Origin of the sequence: Pseudomonas chlororaphis subsp. piscium, from assembly GCF_003850345.1 — a bacterium.
Taxonomy (GTDB): Bacteria; Pseudomonadota; Gammaproteobacteria; order Pseudomonadales; family Pseudomonadaceae; genus Aquipseudomonas; species Aquipseudomonas piscium.
Genome location: NZ_CP027707.1, coordinates 1,132,707 through 1,150,540 on the forward strand (window position 1 = coordinate 1,132,707; position 17,834 = coordinate 1,150,540).

Here is a 17,834-nt window from a genome sequence, read left to right on the forward strand (position 1 = left end):
AAGGCCCGAAGGGCCTTCGAGGGCCTTAAGAGCACGTCCCCTTCGGGGCCGATCGCAGCCTACGGCAGCGGCTACCCAGTCAGGCACGGGCTTCGACCGTCACCCAATAACGGGTGAAGCGCCTGACCTTCACTGGCAGGCTGATTTCCAGCAGATCGAGAATCCGCTCACTGTCGTCCAGTGGATAACTGCCGGAGATCAGCAGGTCGGCGACCCGTGGATCGCAGTTGAGCTGGCCGCGACGGTAGCGGCCCAACTCGTCGAGGAAGTCCGCCAGGCGCATGTGGGCGGCCACCAGCATGCCCTCGCTCCAGGCGCCGCTGCCGGCGTCCAGCGGCCGCGGGTTTTCCCAGACGCTGCGGGTGAAGCTCAATTGTTGTCCCTTGCTTACCCGCAACGGCGCTCCCGAATAATCCGACGGGCTGAGGCTGATGTTGCCCTCGAACACCGCCAGCTGGGTGCGCTGGCTGAACTGGCGCAGGTTCAGCCGTGCGCCTTGCGGGCGTAAAACGCCCTGGGCGCTCTGAATCAGCAGCGGCCGGCTGTCGGCCGCGGTGGTCAGCAGAATCTCCCCGGCCAATAGCCGGATCAGTCGTTGCTGGCCGTCGAAACTCACATCCACCGCGCTGTCGGTATTGAGCTGCAGCTGGCTGCCATCGCTCAGTTGCAGCGTGCGCCGCTGGCCCACCGGGCTGCGGTAGTCGGCCATCAGCGGGGTCAGCGGATTGTGTTCGCGCAAGCCCCAGGCCGCGGCGGAACCGGCGCCGAGGATCAGCAGCAGTTTCAGCGCCTGGCGCCGGCTGGAGGACTTAGACCCGTTGAGCGCGGCATGGGCCAGGGGCGAAGACAGGCCGCGCAGCCGCGAGTTGACCCGCTGGATATGTTCCCAGGCCCGTTGATGTTCGCTATGGGCGTCGTGCCACTGCTGCCAGGCCAGTTGCTGGCGTGGGCTGAGTGGCCCCGCCTGCATTTCGATCAGCCAGTGCACGGCCTGTTCGGCGACCTGGGGGCCGATGTCCGGCGGGCGGGGGAGGGCCGTGTTCACAGGGCGAAGTAGCAGCGCAGGGCTGCCTTGTGCAGGTGGCGCTTGACCGTGGCGATGGAGATCCCCAGTTCGCGGGCGATCTCGCCGTGTTTCAGGCCATCGACCTGGGCCAGCAGGAACGCGCGTTTCACCAGGCGCGGTAAGCCGTCGAGCAATTGGTCCAGCTCCAGCAGGGTCTGCAGGATGATCGCCTTGTCCTCCTCGGACGGCACCAACAGTTCCGGCATCTGCGCCAGAGTCTCGAGGTAGGCCCGTTCCAGGTCCTGGCGCCGGTAATGGTTGCACAGCACCCGCTTGGCGATGGTGGTGAGGAAGGCCCGTGGCTCGACGATCGAGGGTGTTTCCCGGGCGCTGAGCACCCGCATGAAAGTGTCCTGGGCCAGGTCCGCGGCGCTGTCGGGGCAGCCGAGCCGACGCCGCAACCAGCCGTTCAGCCAGCTGTGATGGGCGTGATAGAGGACTTCGACGGTAGAGGAGTGGGCCAAGCCGAATGCTCCGACAGCATGAAGATGCTTAAGAGAACAAGAATTGTTCGCATTGTAGTGGCCTGGCATGGCATTCGGCAATCAACCCGGACCGGCGGAAGATCCCGCGCTTGGTCGGTGATTTTTTGCACATGAGAATATTTATCATTAATATTGCGCCGACTTGAGTCCGGGTGGGGGGAATACCCTGCGCCGGGCGGTCCTGGTTTCAAGGTCGAAACATGAAAAGCAAAGTTGCCGCGATCCCCTTTTCCTATCGTCTGGCCGTGACGTCGCGGGTGTTGGCCGCGGTGTTCGGCGGTTACCTGCTGGCGGCGTTGTCCAGCGTCTGCATGACCCTGCTGCTCCCTGTCTCCCGCGCCGATGCAGTGGTCGGCGGCATGATGACCTCCTTCCTGTTCTACCTGGTGGCGGTGCTCTGGTGCTTTGCCTGCCGCACGGCCTGGCAGGCCTGGCTCGGTTTGTTGCTGCCGGCGCTGGTGTTGGCGGCGATTTCTGCGTTGGCGCACTGGATGAATCTCTCATGAAGGAGGGATTTCGCCAGTCCATGGCCTGGCTGCACACCTGGGCCGGGTTGGTATTCGGTTGGCTGCTGCTGGCGATTTTCCTGACCGGTACCCTGGCCTACTTCAAGGACGAAATCAGCCACTGGATGCAGCCCGAAGTGCCGTCGCGCTCGGTCAGCAACGAGACCAGCCTGATCCTCGCCCAGAGTTATCTGCAGCAGCACGCCCAGGGCGCCTCGCGCTGGTTCATCAACCTGCCCGATGCCCGTGAGCCGGGGCTGTCGGTGATGTGGCAGTTCCCGGGCAAGCCCGGCGAGCGCGGTGCCTTCACCCAGAAACTGCTGGACCCGGCCACCGGCGCCGAGCTGCAGGTCCGCGATACCCGCGGCGGCGAGTTCTTCTACCGTTTCCATTTCCAGTTGCAGATGCCTCATCCGTGGGGGCGCTGGCTGTCCACCGCGGCAGCCATGCTGATGTTCGTCGCCTTGATCAGCGGCATCATCACCCACAAGAAAATCTTCAAGGACTTCTTCACCTTCCGCCCCCGCAAGGGCCAGCGCTCCTGGCTCGACGGGCACAACGCGGTGGGCGTGCTGGTGCTGCCGTTCCACCTGATGATCACCTACAGCAGCCTGGTGATCTTCATGTCGATGGTCATGCCGGCGAGCATCCTGGCCACCTACGGCGACGACACCCGGGCGTATTTCAACGAGGTGTTTCCCGCCAGCAAAACCGCCCCGGCCGCTGGCAAGCCGGCGCACCTGGTGCAACTTGAACCGCTGTTGGAGCAGGTCCGCGAACAGTGGCCGGGCGGTCGCGTGGGGCGGATCACGGTGAACAATCCGGGGGACGCCAATGCCTCGGTGAATGTCATGCGCCATGGTGGCGACCAGGTGGTCCGCGACTTTGGCAACGTGGTCACGTTCGACGGGGTCAGCGGCAAGCTGTTGCAGGTGTCGCCGCCGCAATCGACGGCCCTGGCCATCAACGGCAGTTTTTACGGGCTGCACATGGGCCTCTTCGCCGGGCCGTTGCTGCGCTGGCTGTACTTTATCTGCGGCCTGGCCGCCACCGCGATGATCGGCACCGGGCTGGTGATCTGGCTGGGCAAGCGCCAGCTCAAGCATGCCAAGAGTGGAGTGACACCCTTCGAACTGCGCCTGGTGGAAGTGCTGAACATCGCCAGCATGTCCGGCCTGGTGCTGGCCGTCGCCGCCTTCTTCTGGGCCAACCGCCTGTTGCCGGTGAGCCTTGCCGAGCGGGCGGACTGGGAAGTGAACAGCTTCTTTATCGTCTGGGGTCTGAGCCTGCTGCACGCCGCGCTGCGTCGCGGGCGCAAGGCCTGGGTCGAGCAGTTGGGCCTGGCGGCGTTGCTGCTGGCCAGCGTGCCGCTGCTCGATGCGCTGACGATGCCGGATGTGCTGGATGGTTTCCTGGTGCACGGCGACTGGGTCCGGGCCGGGTTCGACCTGACCTGCCTGGCGGCGGGGCTGTTCCTGGCCTGGGGGGCCTGGAAGATGTCGCGTCCTGTCGTCCAGCCTGCCACCCGCACGCGACGGGCCGCCCTTGAAACCGAGGTGAACTGAATGCTCCTGGCGCTGTTGCTGTGTTACCCCGGTTTTGCCGGGTTGTGCCTGTCGATGGACCGTCATCATGCCGACCTCCTGGGTTACAAACCCACGGCCCGTCGCCGCGGTGGCCTGCGCATTGGCGGCTGGCTGCTGCTGGCCGGTTCGCTGTGGGCGGCGATCGCTGCGGCCGGCTGGGGCCTGGGCTTGGTGCAGTGGTGCGCGGCCTTGATGCTCAGCGCCTTGTCGCTGGTGCTGTTGCTGCCGTATCAACCGCGCCTGGCGTTGTTGGCGGCCGGGCTGGGACTGCTGGTCAGCCCGCTGGCCGCGTTGGCGCAATAAGCGCTCCGCAACGCCCGGCCTGAGGGGCCGGCTTCGATTGTTCGTTGACACAACCCCCTCGCCAATCGTTATCTGGGCGCCCGTCGCAGCCGCTGCAAGGCTGTTGGCGCGAGTTCGAGGTCATCAAGGAAATACGGTTTTCATGGGTTCAGCACATCGTTTTTACACTCGCGGGCTGGGGTTGTTCCTGGCCTTGTCGCTGGCGGCTTGCGCCAGCCATCCCGGCGCCCGTTACGCCGCCAACCTGGATCAGGTCCTGGCCGACCCGGCGCTCCAGGGCGCCACGGTATCGCTGACGGTGCGCGATGCCGAGAGCGGTGCGGCCTTGTATCAGCACAACCCCGACAGTCGCCTGATCCCGGCTTCGAGCCTCAAGCTGCTGACCACCGCCGCCGCGCTGGACGTCCTCGGCCCCGACTACCGTTTCGCCACCGAGGTGCTGGGCGACGGTGCCCAGCAGGGCGAGCGCCTGCAGGGCAATCTCTACCTGCGCGGTTCGGGCGATCCGAGCATGCAGGCCAAGGCTTATCGGGAGTTGGCGGCGGCGGTGGCGCGCACCGGCATTCGTCAGGTCGCGGGCGACCTGGTGCTCGACGACACCGCCTTCGACAACCAGCGGCTCGGCGTCGACTGGGCCAGCGACGATGAAAGCCTGTATTACGCGGCGCAGATTTCCGCCCTCAATATTTCCCCCAACGACGACTTCGACGCCGGCAGCGTGCTGGTGTCGGTCACGGCGCCGGCGATGCCGGGAGCGCCGCTGGCGGTTCGCGTCAGCCCGGAAAACCGGCTGATGAGCCTGCGCAATCAGGGCCGGGTCGGAGCGACGGACAGCCTGCAGGTCGGTCGTGAGCATGGCAGCAACCTGCTGTTGGTCAGCGGCGCCTTGCCGCCGGGGCAGGCGCGGCGCAATTGGGTCAGCGTGTGGGAGCCGACCCGCTTGGTGGCGGACGTGTTCCAGCAGGCCCTGGCCGAACAGGGTGTGACGGTGCAGGGCCAGGTGCGCATCGGCCAACCCACGGCATCCTCTGCCCGGGTACTGGCCAGCCACTCGTCGATGCCGCTGGCGGGCTTGATCACACCGCTGCTCAAGCTGTCGAACAACAACATGTCGGAAGTGCTGCTCAAGGCCATGGGCCGCAAGACCGCCAATGCCGGCACCGCCGCTGCCGGGGTGGCGGCCATCGAGGCCTTCCTGCGGCGCCAGGGCCTGAGCCCGCAAGGGCTGGTGCAGGTGGACGGTTCGGGGCTGTCGCGGCGCAACCAGATTTCCAGCCAGAGCCTCAGCGAGCTGTTGCTGGTGGCGCGCAAGCAGCCCTGGTTCGCCACCTGGTACGCGGCGTTGCCGGTGGCTGGCGATGCCCAGCGCATGACCGGTGGCACCCTGCGTTATCGCCTGCAAGGCACAGGGGCTGTGGATAACCTGCATGCCAAGACTGGCTCGATGCAGGGTGTGTCGTCGCTGTCCGGGTATCTGCGCGCGGCCGATGGCCGCCGGCTGGTGCTGGTGATGCTGTCGAACAACTACCGGGTCGATGGGGCGCGCATCAAGGCCCTGGAAGACCGGGTGACGCAGGTGCTGTTGCAATAAGACTGGGGATCGGGTTTGCCTGACATATCGCCATCGCGGGCAAGCCTCGCTCCTACAGAAGACGAACGCTGCTTTTGTAGGAGCGAGGCTTGCCCGCGATGAAGGCGATGCGGTGTAACTGGCGGTTGTACTCAGCCAAGAAACGCCTGGCGATATTCCCCGGGCGTGCCGCCCAGGGCCTGGCGAAAACGGTTGGTGAAGTGGCTGGCGCTGGCGAAGCCGCAGGCCAGGGCGATCTCGCCCAGGGGCAGGCGGGTGCCGCGCAGCAGGTCGCGGGCATGCTTCAGGCGCCGCGCCAGCAGGTATTGATGGGGCGGCAGGCCGAAGCTGGCGCGGAACATCCGTGCGAAGTGGTATTCCGACAAGGCGCAGCGCGCGGCCAGTTGCCCGAGGCTGATCGGCTCGGCCAGCTGGCTGTCGATGTATTCCACCAGTTGCCGACGCTGATGCGCCGCCAGCCCGCCCTTGAGGCGCAGGCCCTGGCGCTGGCCGACCTGGGTCAGCAGGGCGTGGCTGAGCATTTCGTGGGCCAGGCTGCTGGTCAGCAGGCGTTCGCCGGGTTCGTCCCAGTTCAGCTGGATCAGTTGCCGAAAGCGCTTGGCCTGCTGCGGATCGTCGAGGAAGGTGTTTTCCTGCAATTGCAGCTCGCGGGGTTCGCGGTCCAGCAGGGTCACGCAGCCCAAGGCAAATTGCTCCGGGCTGAAATACAGGTGGGCCAGGCGGATCTCGCCGTTGATCACCCACGCCGAACGGTGCTCGGCGGGCAAGATGCACAGCTTGTCCGGGCCGCCCTTGGTCCCCGGCTGGCCGCGGCGAAAGGTCCCGGTGCCGCCGGCGATGTAGCACGACAGGGTGTGATGGCTCGGCGCTTCGTAGTCCTGGGCGTCGTGATGGTTGCTCCACAAGGCCGCGGCCAAGCCGTCACCGAGCTCGGCGCTGTGCTCCAGGCGAGCATTGGGCGAGCGGTTCAGGGCTTGAAAGACTTGCAGGGTTTCCAGGGTAGACATGGTTTTGATTCGATAAAGGGTGGCACGTTGTAGCCGCTGCCGCAGGCTGCGATCGGCTCCGCCGGAGACGCGCTTTTGAGATCGCAAGAAGGTCCTGCGGGTCGAGCGCGACCCCGGCCTATCGCAGCCTGCGGCAGCGGCTACACGATGCTCTGCATCCTACTCTGTAGGCCGCGCGCTGCCAGCCCGGCAACCGATAAAAGCGCAAGTTTATGCAAGCGCCCGGGCACGCAATGGCCTGAGACTGGGTTGCCCTGCACAGGAGTCCCGCGCCATGAACCTCTCGCTTTATCTGCTCACCGTCCTGATCTGGGGCACCACCTGGATCGCCCTCAAGTGGCAGCTGGGGGTGGTGGCGATTCCGGTGTCCATCGTCTATCGCTTTGCCCTGGCGGCCCTGGTGCTGTTCGTCATGCTGCTGCTCAGCCGCAAGCTGCAGGTGATGAACCGCCGCGGGCACCTGATCTGCCTGGCCCAGGGGCTGTGCCTGTTCTGTATCAACTTCATGTGTTTCCTGCATGCCAGCCAGTGGATTCCCAGCGGCCTGGTGGCGGTGGTGTTTTCCACTGCGACCCTGTGGAACGCCCTGAATGCCCGGGTGTTCTTCGCCCAGAAGATCGCCCGCAATGTATTGCTGGGTGGGGGCTTGGGGCTGTTAGGGCTGGGCCTGCTGTTCTGGCCGGAGCTGGCGGGCCATAGCGCCAGCCCGCAAACCTTGCTCGGCCTGGGGCTGGCGCTGTTAGGCACGCTGTGTTTCTCGGCGGGCAACATGCTGTCCAGCCTGCAACAGAAGGCCGGCCTCAAGCCGCTGACTACCAATGCCTGGGGCATGGCCTATGGCGCGGCGATGCTGGCGGCTTATTGCCTGGTCGAGGGCATCCCTTTCGATATGGAGTGGAACGCGCGCTACATCGGCTCCTTGCTGTATCTGGTGATCCCGGGTTCGGTGATCGGCTTCACCGCCTACCTGACCCTGGTCGGCCGCATGGGCCCGGAGCGGGCGGCCTACTGCACGGTGCTGTTCCCGGTGGTGGCGCTGAACATCTCGGCCTTCGCCGAGGGTTACCAGTGGACCGCCCCGGCGCTGGCCGGGCTGGTCCTGGTGATGCTGGGCAACGTGCTGGTGTTCCGCAAGCCGAAGCCGCTGGCCGCCCCCGGGCCTCGGCTCGCCTGATCCGACTCGCCCCTGTAGCCGCTGCCGAGCCTGCGAGGCTGCGAATGAGGTGGGCGGCATTCCGACGTAGCCCTCGCCAGGTAATTGCCCACAATTGACCTACCAGATCAGGTCGCCTGGTTTTGCGACGGCTGCGCCGCCGATCGCAGCCTCGCAGGCTCGGCAGCGGCTACAGGGTGTGCGGGTGTGTAGGTGGGCGGGGCTTTTGTAGGAGCGAGGCTTGCCCGCGATAGGCACGACGCGGTGTACCTGAGGCACCGCTATCGCGAGCAAGCTTCGCTCCTACAGAGGACCGTGCGGGTTTCAGCCTTTCCACACCTGCGGGTTGACCAGGTCCTGCGGGCGTTCGCCGAGCAGGGCGCTGCGCAGGTTGGCCAGGGCGCGGTTGGCCATGGCGTCGCGGGTTTCATGGGTGGCCGAGCCGATATGCGGCAGGGTCACGGCGTTTTTCAGCTGGAACAGCGGCGACTCGGCCAGCGGCTCCTTCTCGTAGACGTCCAGGCCGGCGCCGCGAATCGTGCCGTTCTGCAGGGCTTCGATCAGCGCCGGCTCATCCACCACCGGACCGCGGGAGATGTTCACCAGGATTGCGCCTGGCTTCATCAGCGCCAGTTCGCGGTGGCTGATCAGGTGCTTGGTCTTTTCGCTGAGCGGCACCACCAGGCAGACGAAATCCGCTTCGACCAGCAACTGCTCGAGGCTGCGCAACTGCGCGCCCAGCTCCTGCTCCAGCGCGGGCTTGCGGCTGTTGCCGCTGTAGATCACCGGCATGTTGAAGCCCAGGCGACCGCGTCGGGCGATGGCCGCGCCGATATTGCCCATGCCGACGATACCCAGGGTCTTGCCATGCACATCGCAACCGAACAGCGGCGCGCCGACGCTGGCCTGCCATTGCCCGGCCTTGGTCCAGGCGTCCAGTTCGGCGACGCGCCGGGCACTGCTCATCAGCAGGGCGAAGGCCAGGTCGGCGGTGCTTTCGGTGAGCACGTCCGGGGTGTTGGTGAGCATGATCCCGCGTTCGTTGAAGTAGGCCAGGTCATAGTTGTCGTAGCCCACCGAGACACTGGAGACCACTTCCAGCTGGCTGGCGTTTTCCAGCTGCGCGCGGCCCAGCTTGCGACCGACGCCGATCAGGCCGTGGGCGTGGGGCAGGGCTTCGTTGAATTGCGCACCGATATCGCCCAGCTTGGGGTTGGGCACTATCACCTCGAAGTCCTGGCGCAGGCGCTCGATCATGTCCGGGGTGATGCGGCTGAAGGCAAGTACGGTCTTTTTCATCGCGGGAAAGCTCGTCAGGCGGGGGAGAATGCCAAGCAAGCTAACATTCCCCACGGGCTTTTTGTAGCGGCTGCCGCAGGGTTGTGAGGGCAAGAAGGTTCTGGGTATGTAGCCGCTGCCGAAGGCTGCGATCGGCTCCGCAGGAGACGTGCTCTTGAAATCGCCGAAGGCCTTTGGCCTTATCGCAGCCTGCGGTAGCGGCTACAGGGATGGGGGAAGCATGACAAAGCCCCGAAGGGCTTGGCTCAACTGGTCAGGCGCACACCGCTGAGGCCACCGCTCAGTTCATAGGCCACCAGCTCCGCCTGATGGGCGGCGAGAATTTCCGGCAGGGTATTGCGCAGGTACTCGACCCAGGTCTTGATCTTGGCGTCCAGGTACTGGCGCGATGGGTAGATGGCGTACAGGTTCAGCTCTTGGGAGCGGTACTTGGGCATGACCCGCACCAGGGTGCCGTTGCGCAGGCCTTCGATGGCCGCGTACACCGGCAGCACGCCCAGGCCCATGCCGCTGGTGATCGCGGTTTTCAGCGCGTCGGCGGAGTTCACCAGGAACGGCGAGCCATTGAGGGTGACCCCTTCCTGGCCCTCGGGGCCGTCGAACAGCCATTTGTCCAGGGCGATCACCGGGCTCACCAGGCGCAGGCAGGCATGGTTCGACAGGTCGCTGGGGCTGCTCGGGCAGCCATTGGCTTTCACATAGGCCGGCGAGGCGCAGACGATGCTGTAGGTGATGCCCAGGCGCTGGGAGACGAAACCCGAGTCCGGCAGTTCGCTGGCCAGCACGATGGACACGTCGTAGCCCTCGTCCAGCAGGTCCGGCACGCGGTTGGCCAGGGTCAGGTCGAAGGTCACGTCCGGGTGCGACTTGCGGTACCGGGCGATGGCGTCGATCACATAGTGCTGGCCGATGCCGGTCATGGTGTGCACTTTCAACTGCCCGGACGGGCGCGCGTGAGCGTCGCTGGCCTCGGCCTCGGCTTCTTCGACGTAGGCCAGGATCTGCTCGCAGCGCAGCAGGTAACGCTTGCCGGCCTCGGTGAGGGCGATGCGGCGGGTGGTGCGGTTGAGCAGGCGGGTTTGCAGATGGGCCTCCAGGTTGGAGACCGCGCGCGAGACGTTGGCCGTGGTGGTGTCGAGCTGGACAGCGGCGGCGGTGAAGCTGCCGGCTTCGGCGACACAGCTGAAGGCGCGCATGTTTTGCAAAGTGTCCATGAGGTGCTCTCTCGGAAGATGGCAAATTGTGACACGAAGTAACAGATTGTTGGCTATTCCACCAAGGGATTATCGCGTTAACGGTAATAAAGATTCACAGGAATCCCAGCTTATCGCCGTAAAGCCCGCCGCCTAGAATTGCGCCGATCTGTAGGGCCCGCCGCGCTGGCGATCCCGCAACGCGGTGTTTCAGAGACGCCGCCTCGCGAGCGACCGGCTCCCGCACAGAATCGCCTCCCTCCCTATTTCAGGAATTCGCAGCAGTGCCGCGTCGCATCAGCAGAGAGCTGAAGACTCTCAGTGTTTGGGCTTTATCGTTAGCAATCAGCGGCTGCATCGGAACCGGGGGCATTGCCCCACAAGGCAAGGCACTACCGGCCAATACACTGGCCACCGACGAAGCGATCCAGAGCGCCGCGCGCGACGCCCGCTGGCCCGCCGCCCAGTGGTGGCAGGCCTATGGCGATGCGCAGTTGAACCAGTGGGTGAACCTGGCCGTGCAGGGCAGCCCGAGCATGGCCATGGCCGCCGCCCGGGTGCGCCAGGCGCGTGCCATGGCCGGGATCGCCGAGTCGGCCGAGTCGCTGCAGATCAAGGGCGACGCCACCCTCAAGCGCCACAACTGGCCCACCGACCAGTTCTACGGCCCGGGCGAGCTGGCCAACAGCACCACCTGGGACAACAACGCCGCGCTCGGCTTCAGCTACGCCCTCGATCTCTGGGGTCGGGAAAGCAATGCCAGCGAGCGTGCCGTGGACCTGGCGCACATGAGCGCCGCCGAAGCGCGCCTGGCCCAGCTGGAGCTGCAGAACAATGTCGTGCGCGCCTATATCCAGCTGTCGCTGCAATACGCCCAGCGCGACATCGTCCTGGCCACCCTGAAGCAGCAGGAACAGATTCTCGAACTGGCGCAAAAACGCCTGGCCGGCGGTATCGGAACCCACTTCGAAGTCAGCCAGGCGCAGACCCCGCTGCCGGAAACCCATCGCCAGCTGGACGCCCTGGACGAAGAAATCGCCCTGGGCCGCAACCAGATCGCCGCCCTGGCCGGCAAGGGACCGGGGGCGGGCGCGCAGTTGCAACGGCCGAGCCTGTCCCTGGCCGCGCCGCTGAAACTGCCGTCGGCGCTGCCCGCCGAACTGCTCGGCCAGCGCCCGGACGTGGTCGCCAGCCGCTGGCAGGTGGCGGCCCAGGCGCGTGGCATCGATGTCACCCACGCCGGTTTCTACCCCAATGTCGACCTGGTGGGCAGCCTCGGCTACATGGCCACCGGCGGCGGGGCGCTGGAGTTCCTCACTGGCAAGAAGCTCAACTACAACGTCGGCCCGGCCATCAGCCTGCCGATCTTCGACGGCGGCCGCCTGCGCGCCGAACTGGGCGAGGCCGCGGCCGGTTATGACATTGCCGTGGCCCACTACAACCAGACCCTGGTCAACGCCCTGAAGAACATCTCCGACCAGTTGATCCGCCGCGAGTCCATGGACAAGCAGGCCGCGTTCGCCGCCGAGTCGGTGGCGTCGGCGCAGAAGACCTACGACATCGCCATGGTCGCCTTCCAGCGCGGCCTCACCGACTACCTCAATGTGCTCAATGCCCAGGGCATGCTGTTCCGCCAGCAGCAGATCCAGCAGCAGGTCCAGGCCGCGCGCCTGAGCGCCCATGCCGAACTGGTGACGGCCCTGGGCGGTGGCCTGGAGGCAGGGCGGGACGTGCCCGAGGACAGCCAGACCCAACCGAGCAAGACTCCGGCGGCGCTGACCCTGCTTGACCACTAGAACCGACCCCCAAGTGCTGATCATTGAGTAAGACCCCATGACTCCCTTGCCTGCACCCTTGCGCTGGCTGTACTCCCTTGAATGGCGCCGGGGCTTCTTCGACTGGGCGCGCAGCGACGGCGTGACCTGGGTCTATATCTTCAAGGTCCTGGCCGCCGCGTTCCTCACCCTGTGGCTGGCCATGCGTCTGGAGCTGCCGCAACCGCGCACGGCGATGATCACCGTGTTCATCGTCATGCAGCCGCAGAGCGGCCAGGTGTTCGCCAAGAGCTTCTACCGCTTTCTCGGCACCCTGGCCGGGTCGGCGGTGATGGTGGCGCTGATCGCCCTGTTCGCCCAGAACACCGAACTGTTCCTCGGTTCGCTGGCGATCTGGGTCGGCATCTGCTCGGCCGGCGCCGCCCGTTATCGCAACTTCCGCGCCTACGGCTTCGTGCTTGCCGGCTACACCGCAGCAATGGTCGGCTTGCCAGCCCTGGCCCATCCGGATGGCGCCTTTATGGCGGCGGTGTGGCGGGTGCTGGAGATCTCCCTGGGGATTCTCTGCTCCACCCTGGTCAGCGCCGCGATCCTGCCGCAGACCGCCAGCGCGGCGATGCGCAACGCCCTGTACCAGCGCTTCGGGGTGTTCGCCCTGTTCGTCACCGACGGTTTGCGCGGCCGCAGCCAGCGCGATGCGTTCGAGAGCGGCAACGTGCGCTTCATCGCCGAAGCGGTGGGCCTGGAAGGCCTGCGCAGCGTCACGGTGTTCGAGGACCCGCACATGCGCCGGCGCAACGGCCGCCTGAGTCGTTTGAACAGCGAGTTCATGGGCATCACCACCCGCTTCAACGCCCTGCACCAGTTGCTCGAACGCCTGCGCAGCAGCGCCGCCGAGTATGTGCTGGCGGCGACCAAACCCGGGTTGCAGGACCTCGCCGAACTGCTGGACGGTTTCTCCGGCCGCGCCCTGACCAGCCCCGATGCCGCGCGCCTGGCCGAACAGCTGGCGAGCTACAAGGCCGAGCTGCCGGCGCGGGTGCGCAGCATGCGCGCGCTGTTCCAGGAGCACGAGCCGAGCGATGCCGAGCAGCTGGATTTCCACACCGCCTATGAGCTGCTTTATCGCTTCGTCGACGAGCTGCACAGCTATGCCCAGACCCATGCGTCCCTGGCCGAACACAGCCATGAACGCGAGCGCTGGGACGAGCCCTTCACCCCGCAGACCAACTGGCTGGCCTCGGCCGCCTCGGGGATCCGCGCCTCGTTCATCCTGATCGTGCTCGGCAGTTACTGGGTCGCCACCGCCTGGCCCAGCGGCGCCACCATGACCCTGATCGCGGCGGCCACCGTCGGTCTCTCGGCGGCGACGCCGAACCCGAAACGCATGGCCTTCCAGATGGCCTGCGGCACCTTGATCGGGGCCGTGGTCGGCTTCGTCGAGATGTTCTTCGTGTTCCCCTGGATCGACGGTTTTGCGCTGCTGTGCGTAATGCTGGCGCCGGTGATAGTGCTGGGTTCGTTCCTTGCTTCACGCCCGCAGTACGCCGGCGTGGGCCTGGGCCTGCTGATCTTCTTCAGCACCGGTTCGGTGCCGGACAACCTGACCCTCTACAACCCCTACGCCTTCATCAACGACTACATCGCCATGGTCATGGGCATGCTGGTCTGCGCCGCCGCCGGGGCGATCATCCTGCCGCCCAACAGCCGCTGGTTGTGGCGCCGCCTGGAGCAGGACCTGCGCGGCCAGGTGGTGTACGCCATCAGCGGCAAGCTCAAGGGCCTGGCGTCGAGCTTCGAAAGCAGCACCCGCGATCTGCTGCACCAGGCCTATGGCCTGGCGGCGGGGCAGCCGCAGGTGCAGCGCGAACTGCTGCGCTGGATGTTCGTAGTGCTGGAGGTGGGGCACGCCATCATCGAGCTGCGCAAGGAGCAGGCGATCCTGCCGGTGCACCCGGCCTACGCCGAATCCCAGCCGTGGCGCCAGGCGATCCGGGTGATGGGCCGCTCCCTGGTGCGGCTGTTCCTGCAACCGAGCCAGAGCAACCTGGAGCGCGCGCTGGTCGCGGTCGATCACGCGATCAGCCGGGTCCAGGCCAGCGACGAACCCTTCGCCCCGCACTTCGATACCTCGGTCTTGCGCCGGGTGAAGAGCTACCTACACTTCATCCGCAGCTCATTGCTCGACCCGCAATCGCCGCTGGCCGCCTATGCCGCGCCGCCAGCCGTACAGGCCCCGATCCAAGGACTTGAACATGCCTCGTGAAATCGCCTTCCACGGCGTGTACATGCCGACCATGACCCTGATGTTCTTCATCGCCGCGGCCCTGGCCTGGGCCCTGGACCGCTTCATCTCGGGTTATGACCTGTACCGTTTTTTCTGGCACCCGGCGCTGCTGCGCCTGAGCCTGTTCTGCTGTCTGTTCGGCGCCATGGCGCTCACTGTTTACCGTTGAGAGTCCCACGATGAAAAAGTTTTTCAGCCTGCTCGCGACCCTGCTGGTGCTGGCCCTGGCCCTGTGGATCGGCCGCACCCTGTGGGTGCATTACATGAACACGCCGTGGACCCGCGACGGTCGGGTGCGCGCCGACATCATCAACGTCGCCGCCGACGTCACCGGGGAAGTGGTGGACGTGCCGGTGCGCGACAACCAGTTGGTGAAAAAGGGCGACCTGCTGATGCAGATCGACCCCGAGCACTACCAGATCGCGGTCAAGCAGGCGCAGTCGCTGGTGGCTTCGAGAAAGGCCACTTGGGAGATGCGCAAGGTCAACGCCCACCGCCGCGCCGACCTGGACAACCTGGTGATCTCCAAGGAAAACCGCGACGACGCCAGCAACATCGCTGACTCGGCCCTGGCCGACTACCAGCAGGCCCAGGCCCAACTGGAGGCCGCTGAACTCAACCTCAAGCGCACCCAGGTACGCGCCGCGGTGGATGGCTATGTGACCAACCTCAACGTGCACCGCGGCGATTACGCGCGCATCGGCGAGCCGAAGATGGCGGTGGTCGACATGCATTCGTTCTGGGTCTACGGCTTCTTCGAGGAGACCAAGCTGCCCCATGTGCGCGTCGGCGATAAGGCCGATATGCAACTGATGAGCGGCGAGGTGCTCAAGGGCCATGTGGAGAGCATTTCCCGCGGCATCTACGATCGTGACAACCCGGAAAGCCGCGAACTGGTCGCCGACGTCAACCCGACCTTCAACTGGGTACGCCTGGCCCAGCGCGTGCCGGTGCGCATCCATATCGATGAAGTGCCGGAGGGCGTGCTGCTGGCGGCGGGGATTACCTGCACAGTGGTGGTGAAGGAGGGCGGGGAGGCACAGTGATCGGGCTGCTGCCGGGCGTGCCTGGGCGGCATCTCTGGCGAGCCGGCTCCCGCGATATCTTGCGGGAGCCGGCGGGCGACCAGGTGCTGCCGCGCCGGAGAACCAGGGTTACTTGTAGCTTTTCTGCATGATCGCCAGGGACTTCTTCGCCGTAGCTTCCAAGCCGTCGTCAACGTGGTTGATGGCGACCACCAGCTTCGGGTTCTGCAGCACGTCGACACCGGGGTAACGCTGCTGGGCCAGCCGCGAGACGATGATGTATTGGGTCACCGCGTAATGCAGCTTGAACTTGCCGCTGTCCCGGGCCTTGGCGATGGCCGCTTTGACAAAGGCCTGGCGCTCGGCCGTCGTCATGCCCTTGAACAGGTCGGGGATATCGAAATGGATCTCGGCCGAGAAAATGGCGACCTCCTCAGCCCGCGCCTCGTCGTACATCACCTGCTTGCTGGTCACGCGCGCCTTCAGCTCGCTGAAGCGTTGTTCGCCTTCGGCCAGTTGCTCCGGGCTCATCTTGCCTTTCAAGGCATCCAGCTGGCTGGTGTCTTCGGTGTTATCGATGACCTTCAGCCAGGCATAGGCCTTCACCAGGTCGCCAGACTCTTCGGCGGCGTCGGCCAGGCTCTGCTGCGGTTCCGGGTTGCCATGCAGGGCCGAGCGCTCCAGCCAGCGGACGGCCAGATGCTTGTCTTGAGGGATGTCCTTGTCGCCGAACCAGTAGGTGGCGTACATGCCGTACTCGGCACACCAATCGTTCTGCGCCGCCGAGTAGGCGATGTAGTTGAAGGACTCGCGGTCGCGCTCAGCCTTGGGTCTGTCCGTTTCCTGATCGGTGCTGGTGGACAGGTAGCAGAACGCCCGGGTGTAGTTCGGCGCGGCCATGGCGAAGCAGCTCTTGGCGTTCGTGTAGTCCTCGGCCTCGTAGAGTTTGTAACCGGCGCCGTACAGCACATCGGCGTCCATGGCCGGGTTGCAGTATTCGTTGGCACTGACCTTGGGCAAGACACTTTCCAGCGTCAGCTTGGGCAGGGTGTCATTCAGTTCGGGGACTTTCGGCTCGGTTTTTTCGGGGGCCGGAGTGGCGCAAGCCGCCAGCAAGACAGCCAATGCCAGTGGCAGCACGTTGAACAATTTCAATGGATATTCCCTGATCTGCGATTGAATGAAGAGGCGCATGGAATGCAGCAGGGGCAGGACGGGAGAGGGGGGAGCTTGAGCAGTTCCGTGCTTCAGTGTCGACGCCAGCGATTCCATGCTGTGTTGAGCGCAAGCGCTCAAGAGGCGCGCATTCTACTGGGATTGCGGGGAGGCACAACCTCAATCGCGGAGGGCAGCAGCGCTGTAGGAACAGCCGGGTGGCGAAGGCGACTCCAGGGCTTGCGGCGAATTCGCGGGCCCCTTCGCCGGCAAGCCGGCGCCTACAAGACAGCGGCCATGCATAAAGCCCCCGTAGGCGCGGCCGGGTGGAGTTCCGTTTGCCAGCGAAGGTGCTGTTACAGGGCAGCCTGGCCGAGGATCGCGTCGGCCTTCTTTACCGCCTCACTCACTTCCAGCTCGGTATCGCTGAGCAGCTCGACAATCCGCGGGTTCTGCAGAACATCGACGCCGGCCTGCTTCAACTGGGCCTGCCGCGCGATGATCACATAGGCGTAAAGCTGGCCACGGGTGCTGAACTCGGGACGGGCGCTCACCGTGGCCACGGCCTGCTCCATGAGCGCATGACGCTCGGTCACGGACAGGCCCTTGAAGGTCTCGGGGTATTCCATATGGATGTTCGCCGAGTACACCGCGATGTTCTCCTCGCGGGCTTCCTTGCGCACGGTGTCCTTGCTGGTGACGATCTTGCCCAGTTGTTCGAAGCCTTGTTCGCCTTCGCTGAGTTGTTGTGGGTTCATCCGCTGTTTCAAGGCGTCGATCTGTGCCTGGTCATCGAGGACCTTGGCCCAGCTGTAGGCCAGCGGCAGATTGCCCTTGTTACTGTGCAGGCGTACCAGGGTCTGTTGCGCATCCGCATCGCCGTGACGCGCGGAGCGTTCCAGCCAGCGCAGGCCCAGGTCGCTGTCCGGGGTCTGCCCACGCATGCCGTAGGTGAAGTTCTGGAACATGCCGAACTCGGCGCAGGAGTCATTTTTCACTGCGGAATAGGCCATGTAGCCGAAGGCTTGGCGGTCGCGCTCGGCGCTGTCCTTGCTGCTGTCCTGTTCCGCGATGCTCGCCAGGTAGCACAGGGCCCGGTCGTGGGTGGGCGCGGCCATGATCAGGCAACTGCGGGCTTGCTCGGGTTTGTCGTCGTTGTACAGCTGGTAGCCGATGCCATACAGCAGATCGCTGTCCAGCTTGGGGTTGCAGTACTCGTTGGCGACGGCTTGCGGCAACAGCTCCTTGAGGCTGAGCTGGGGCAGGGTGGCGTTCAGCTCCTCGTCTGGCGACGGCGCGCAGCCGATCAATACAGTGGCCAAGGCCAGCGGCAGCAGGTGTTGAGGTTTCAATGGATATTCCCTGATCGACGATTGAGTGGCGGCGAGCATGGAAGAGGGGGG

The 17,834-nt window shown here is 65.4% G+C and carries 16 protein-coding genes; 9 read left to right on the forward strand and 7 right to left on the reverse strand.

The genetic code is table 11. The features are described 5' to 3' along the window. Positions 1-79 precede the first annotated feature (79 nt). Both C4K38_RS05100 and C4K38_RS05105 read right to left on the reverse strand, forming a co-directional pair. Positions 80-1,045 (reverse strand): FecR domain-containing protein, encoded by a 966-nt coding sequence (locus C4K38_RS05100; protein WP_053277514.1) that lies wholly within the window; start codon positions 1,043-1,045, stop codon positions 80-82. After that, on the reverse strand, positions 1,042-1,530 hold the full coding sequence (locus C4K38_RS05105; RefSeq protein WP_053277515.1) for a sigma-70 family RNA polymerase sigma factor: 489 nt from the start codon (positions 1,528-1,530) through the stop codon (positions 1,042-1,044). The genes C4K38_RS05100 and C4K38_RS05105 overlap by 4 nt, the downstream gene beginning before the upstream one ends. A gap of 221 nt (positions 1,531-1,751) precedes the next feature. Here C4K38_RS05105 and C4K38_RS05110 point away from each other — a divergent pair, with 221 nt between their 5' ends. The 4 genes from C4K38_RS05110 (at position 1,752) to dacB (ending at position 5,537) form a co-directional block, all read left to right on the forward strand. Further along, on the forward strand, positions 1,752-2,057 hold the full coding sequence (locus C4K38_RS05110) for a DUF3649 domain-containing protein (RefSeq protein ID WP_053277516.1): 306 nt from the start codon (positions 1,752-1,754) through the stop codon (positions 2,055-2,057). Next, on the forward strand, positions 2,054-3,622 hold the full coding sequence (locus C4K38_RS05115) for a PepSY-associated TM helix domain-containing protein (RefSeq protein WP_053277517.1): 1,569 nt from the start codon (positions 2,054-2,056) through the stop codon (positions 3,620-3,622). The genes C4K38_RS05110 and C4K38_RS05115 overlap by 4 nt, the downstream gene beginning before the upstream one ends. After that, positions 3,623-3,946: a DUF3325 domain-containing protein gene (locus tag C4K38_RS05120; RefSeq protein WP_053277518.1), complete on the forward strand. Its 324-nt coding sequence runs from the start codon at positions 3,623-3,625 to the stop codon at positions 3,944-3,946. It begins immediately after the preceding gene. A 142-nt stretch (positions 3,947-4,088) separates the two neighbouring features. Further along, on the forward strand, positions 4,089-5,537 hold the full coding sequence (gene dacB, locus C4K38_RS05125) for a D-alanyl-D-alanine carboxypeptidase/D-alanyl-D-alanine endopeptidase (RefSeq protein WP_053277519.1): 1,449 nt from the start codon (positions 4,089-4,091) through the stop codon (positions 5,535-5,537). Positions 5,538-5,668: 131 nt separating this feature from the next. Here the strand turns inward: dacB and C4K38_RS05130 are convergent, their stop codons facing one another. Beyond that, positions 5,669-6,544 (reverse strand): helix-turn-helix domain-containing protein, encoded by an 876-nt coding sequence (locus C4K38_RS05130; RefSeq protein WP_053277520.1) that lies wholly within the window; start codon positions 6,542-6,544, stop codon positions 5,669-5,671. A 274-nt stretch (positions 6,545-6,818) separates the two neighbouring features. Here C4K38_RS05130 and C4K38_RS05135 point away from each other — a divergent pair, with 274 nt between their 5' ends. Then, positions 6,819-7,718 carry a DMT family transporter gene (locus C4K38_RS05135; RefSeq protein WP_053277521.1) on the forward strand — a complete coding sequence of 300 codons (900 nt, stop codon included), beginning with the start codon at positions 6,819-6,821 and terminating at the stop codon, positions 7,716-7,718. Positions 7,719-8,021: 303 nt separating this feature from the next. Here C4K38_RS05135 and C4K38_RS05140 read toward each other — a convergent pair whose 3' ends face one another. Next, a complete protein-coding gene (locus C4K38_RS05140) occupies positions 8,022-8,996 on the reverse strand; it encodes a 2-hydroxyacid dehydrogenase (protein ID WP_053277522.1) in 975 nt (324 codons plus the stop codon). A gap of 245 nt (positions 8,997-9,241) precedes the next feature. Continuing rightward, positions 9,242-10,210: a LysR family transcriptional regulator gene (locus C4K38_RS05145; RefSeq protein ID WP_053277523.1), complete on the reverse strand. Its 969-nt coding sequence runs from the start codon at positions 10,208-10,210 to the stop codon at positions 9,242-9,244. A gap of 263 nt (positions 10,211-10,473) precedes the next feature. Here C4K38_RS05145 and C4K38_RS05150 point away from each other — a divergent pair, with 263 nt between their 5' ends. The 4 genes from C4K38_RS05150 to C4K38_RS05165 are packed head-to-tail and all read left to right on the forward strand — an operon-like array spanning position 10,474 to position 15,297. Next, entirely contained in the window at positions 10,474-11,985 is a 1,512-nt protein-coding gene (locus C4K38_RS05150) for an efflux transporter outer membrane subunit (protein WP_053277524.1), read from the forward strand. A 37-nt stretch (positions 11,986-12,022) separates the two neighbouring features. Then, the gene (locus tag C4K38_RS05155; protein ID WP_053277525.1) at positions 12,023-14,230 is read left to right on the forward strand and encodes an FUSC family protein; all 2,208 of its coding nucleotides are present in this window, start codon (positions 12,023-12,025) and stop codon (positions 14,228-14,230) included. Beyond that, positions 14,220-14,420, forward strand: a complete 201-nt coding sequence (locus C4K38_RS05160; protein WP_007930063.1) for a DUF1656 domain-containing protein — start codon at positions 14,220-14,222, stop codon at positions 14,418-14,420. The genes C4K38_RS05155 and C4K38_RS05160 overlap by 11 nt, the downstream gene beginning before the upstream one ends. A 10-nt stretch (positions 14,421-14,430) precedes the next feature. Next, positions 14,431-15,297, forward strand: coding sequence for an efflux RND transporter periplasmic adaptor subunit (locus C4K38_RS05165; protein WP_009047068.1), 867 nt, complete (start codon positions 14,431-14,433; stop codon positions 15,295-15,297). Between the two features lie 108 nt (positions 15,298-15,405). Here the strand turns inward: C4K38_RS05165 and C4K38_RS05170 are convergent, their stop codons facing one another. After that, on the reverse strand, positions 15,406-16,431 hold the full coding sequence (locus C4K38_RS05170; protein ID WP_231998570.1) for an SEL1-like repeat protein: 1,026 nt from the start codon (positions 16,429-16,431) through the stop codon (positions 15,406-15,408). 356 nt (positions 16,432-16,787) lie between these two features. Continuing rightward, entirely contained in the window at positions 16,788-17,783 is a 996-nt protein-coding gene (locus C4K38_RS05175) for an SEL1-like repeat protein (protein ID WP_231998569.1), read from the reverse strand. Positions 17,784-17,834 lie beyond the last annotated feature (51 nt).

Excerpts from the sequence above, each read along its gene's own strand:
- C4K38_RS05110 (WP_053277516.1), top strand. The coding sequence starts at position 1,752 with ATGAAAAGCAAAGTTGCCGCGATCCCCTTTTCCTATCGTCTGGCCGTG.
- C4K38_RS05115 (WP_053277517.1), top strand. The coding sequence starts at position 2,054 with ATGAAGGAGGGATTTCGCCAGTCCATGGCCTGGCTGCACACCTGGGCC.
- C4K38_RS05120 (WP_053277518.1), top strand. The coding sequence starts at position 3,623 with ATGCTCCTGGCGCTGTTGCTGTGTTACCCCGGTTTTGCCGGGTTGTGC.
- dacB (WP_053277519.1), top strand. The coding sequence starts at position 4,089 with ATGGGTTCAGCACATCGTTTTTACACTCGCGGGCTGGGGTTGTTCCTG.
- C4K38_RS05130 (WP_053277520.1), bottom strand. The coding sequence starts at position 6,544 with ATGTCTACCCTGGAAACCCTGCAAGTCTTTCAAGCCCTGAACCGCTCG.
- C4K38_RS05135 (WP_053277521.1), top strand. The coding sequence starts at position 6,819 with ATGAACCTCTCGCTTTATCTGCTCACCGTCCTGATCTGGGGCACCACC.
- C4K38_RS05140 (WP_053277522.1), bottom strand. The coding sequence starts at position 8,996 with ATGAAAAAGACCGTACTTGCCTTCAGCCGCATCACCCCGGACATGATC.
- C4K38_RS05145 (WP_053277523.1), bottom strand. The coding sequence starts at position 10,210 with ATGGACACTTTGCAAAACATGCGCGCCTTCAGCTGTGTCGCCGAAGCC.
- C4K38_RS05155 (WP_053277525.1), top strand. The coding sequence starts at position 12,023 with ATGACTCCCTTGCCTGCACCCTTGCGCTGGCTGTACTCCCTTGAATGG.
- C4K38_RS05160 (WP_007930063.1), top strand. The coding sequence starts at position 14,220 with ATGCCTCGTGAAATCGCCTTCCACGGCGTGTACATGCCGACCATGACC.
- C4K38_RS05165 (WP_009047068.1), top strand. The coding sequence starts at position 14,431 with ATGAAAAAGTTTTTCAGCCTGCTCGCGACCCTGCTGGTGCTGGCCCTG.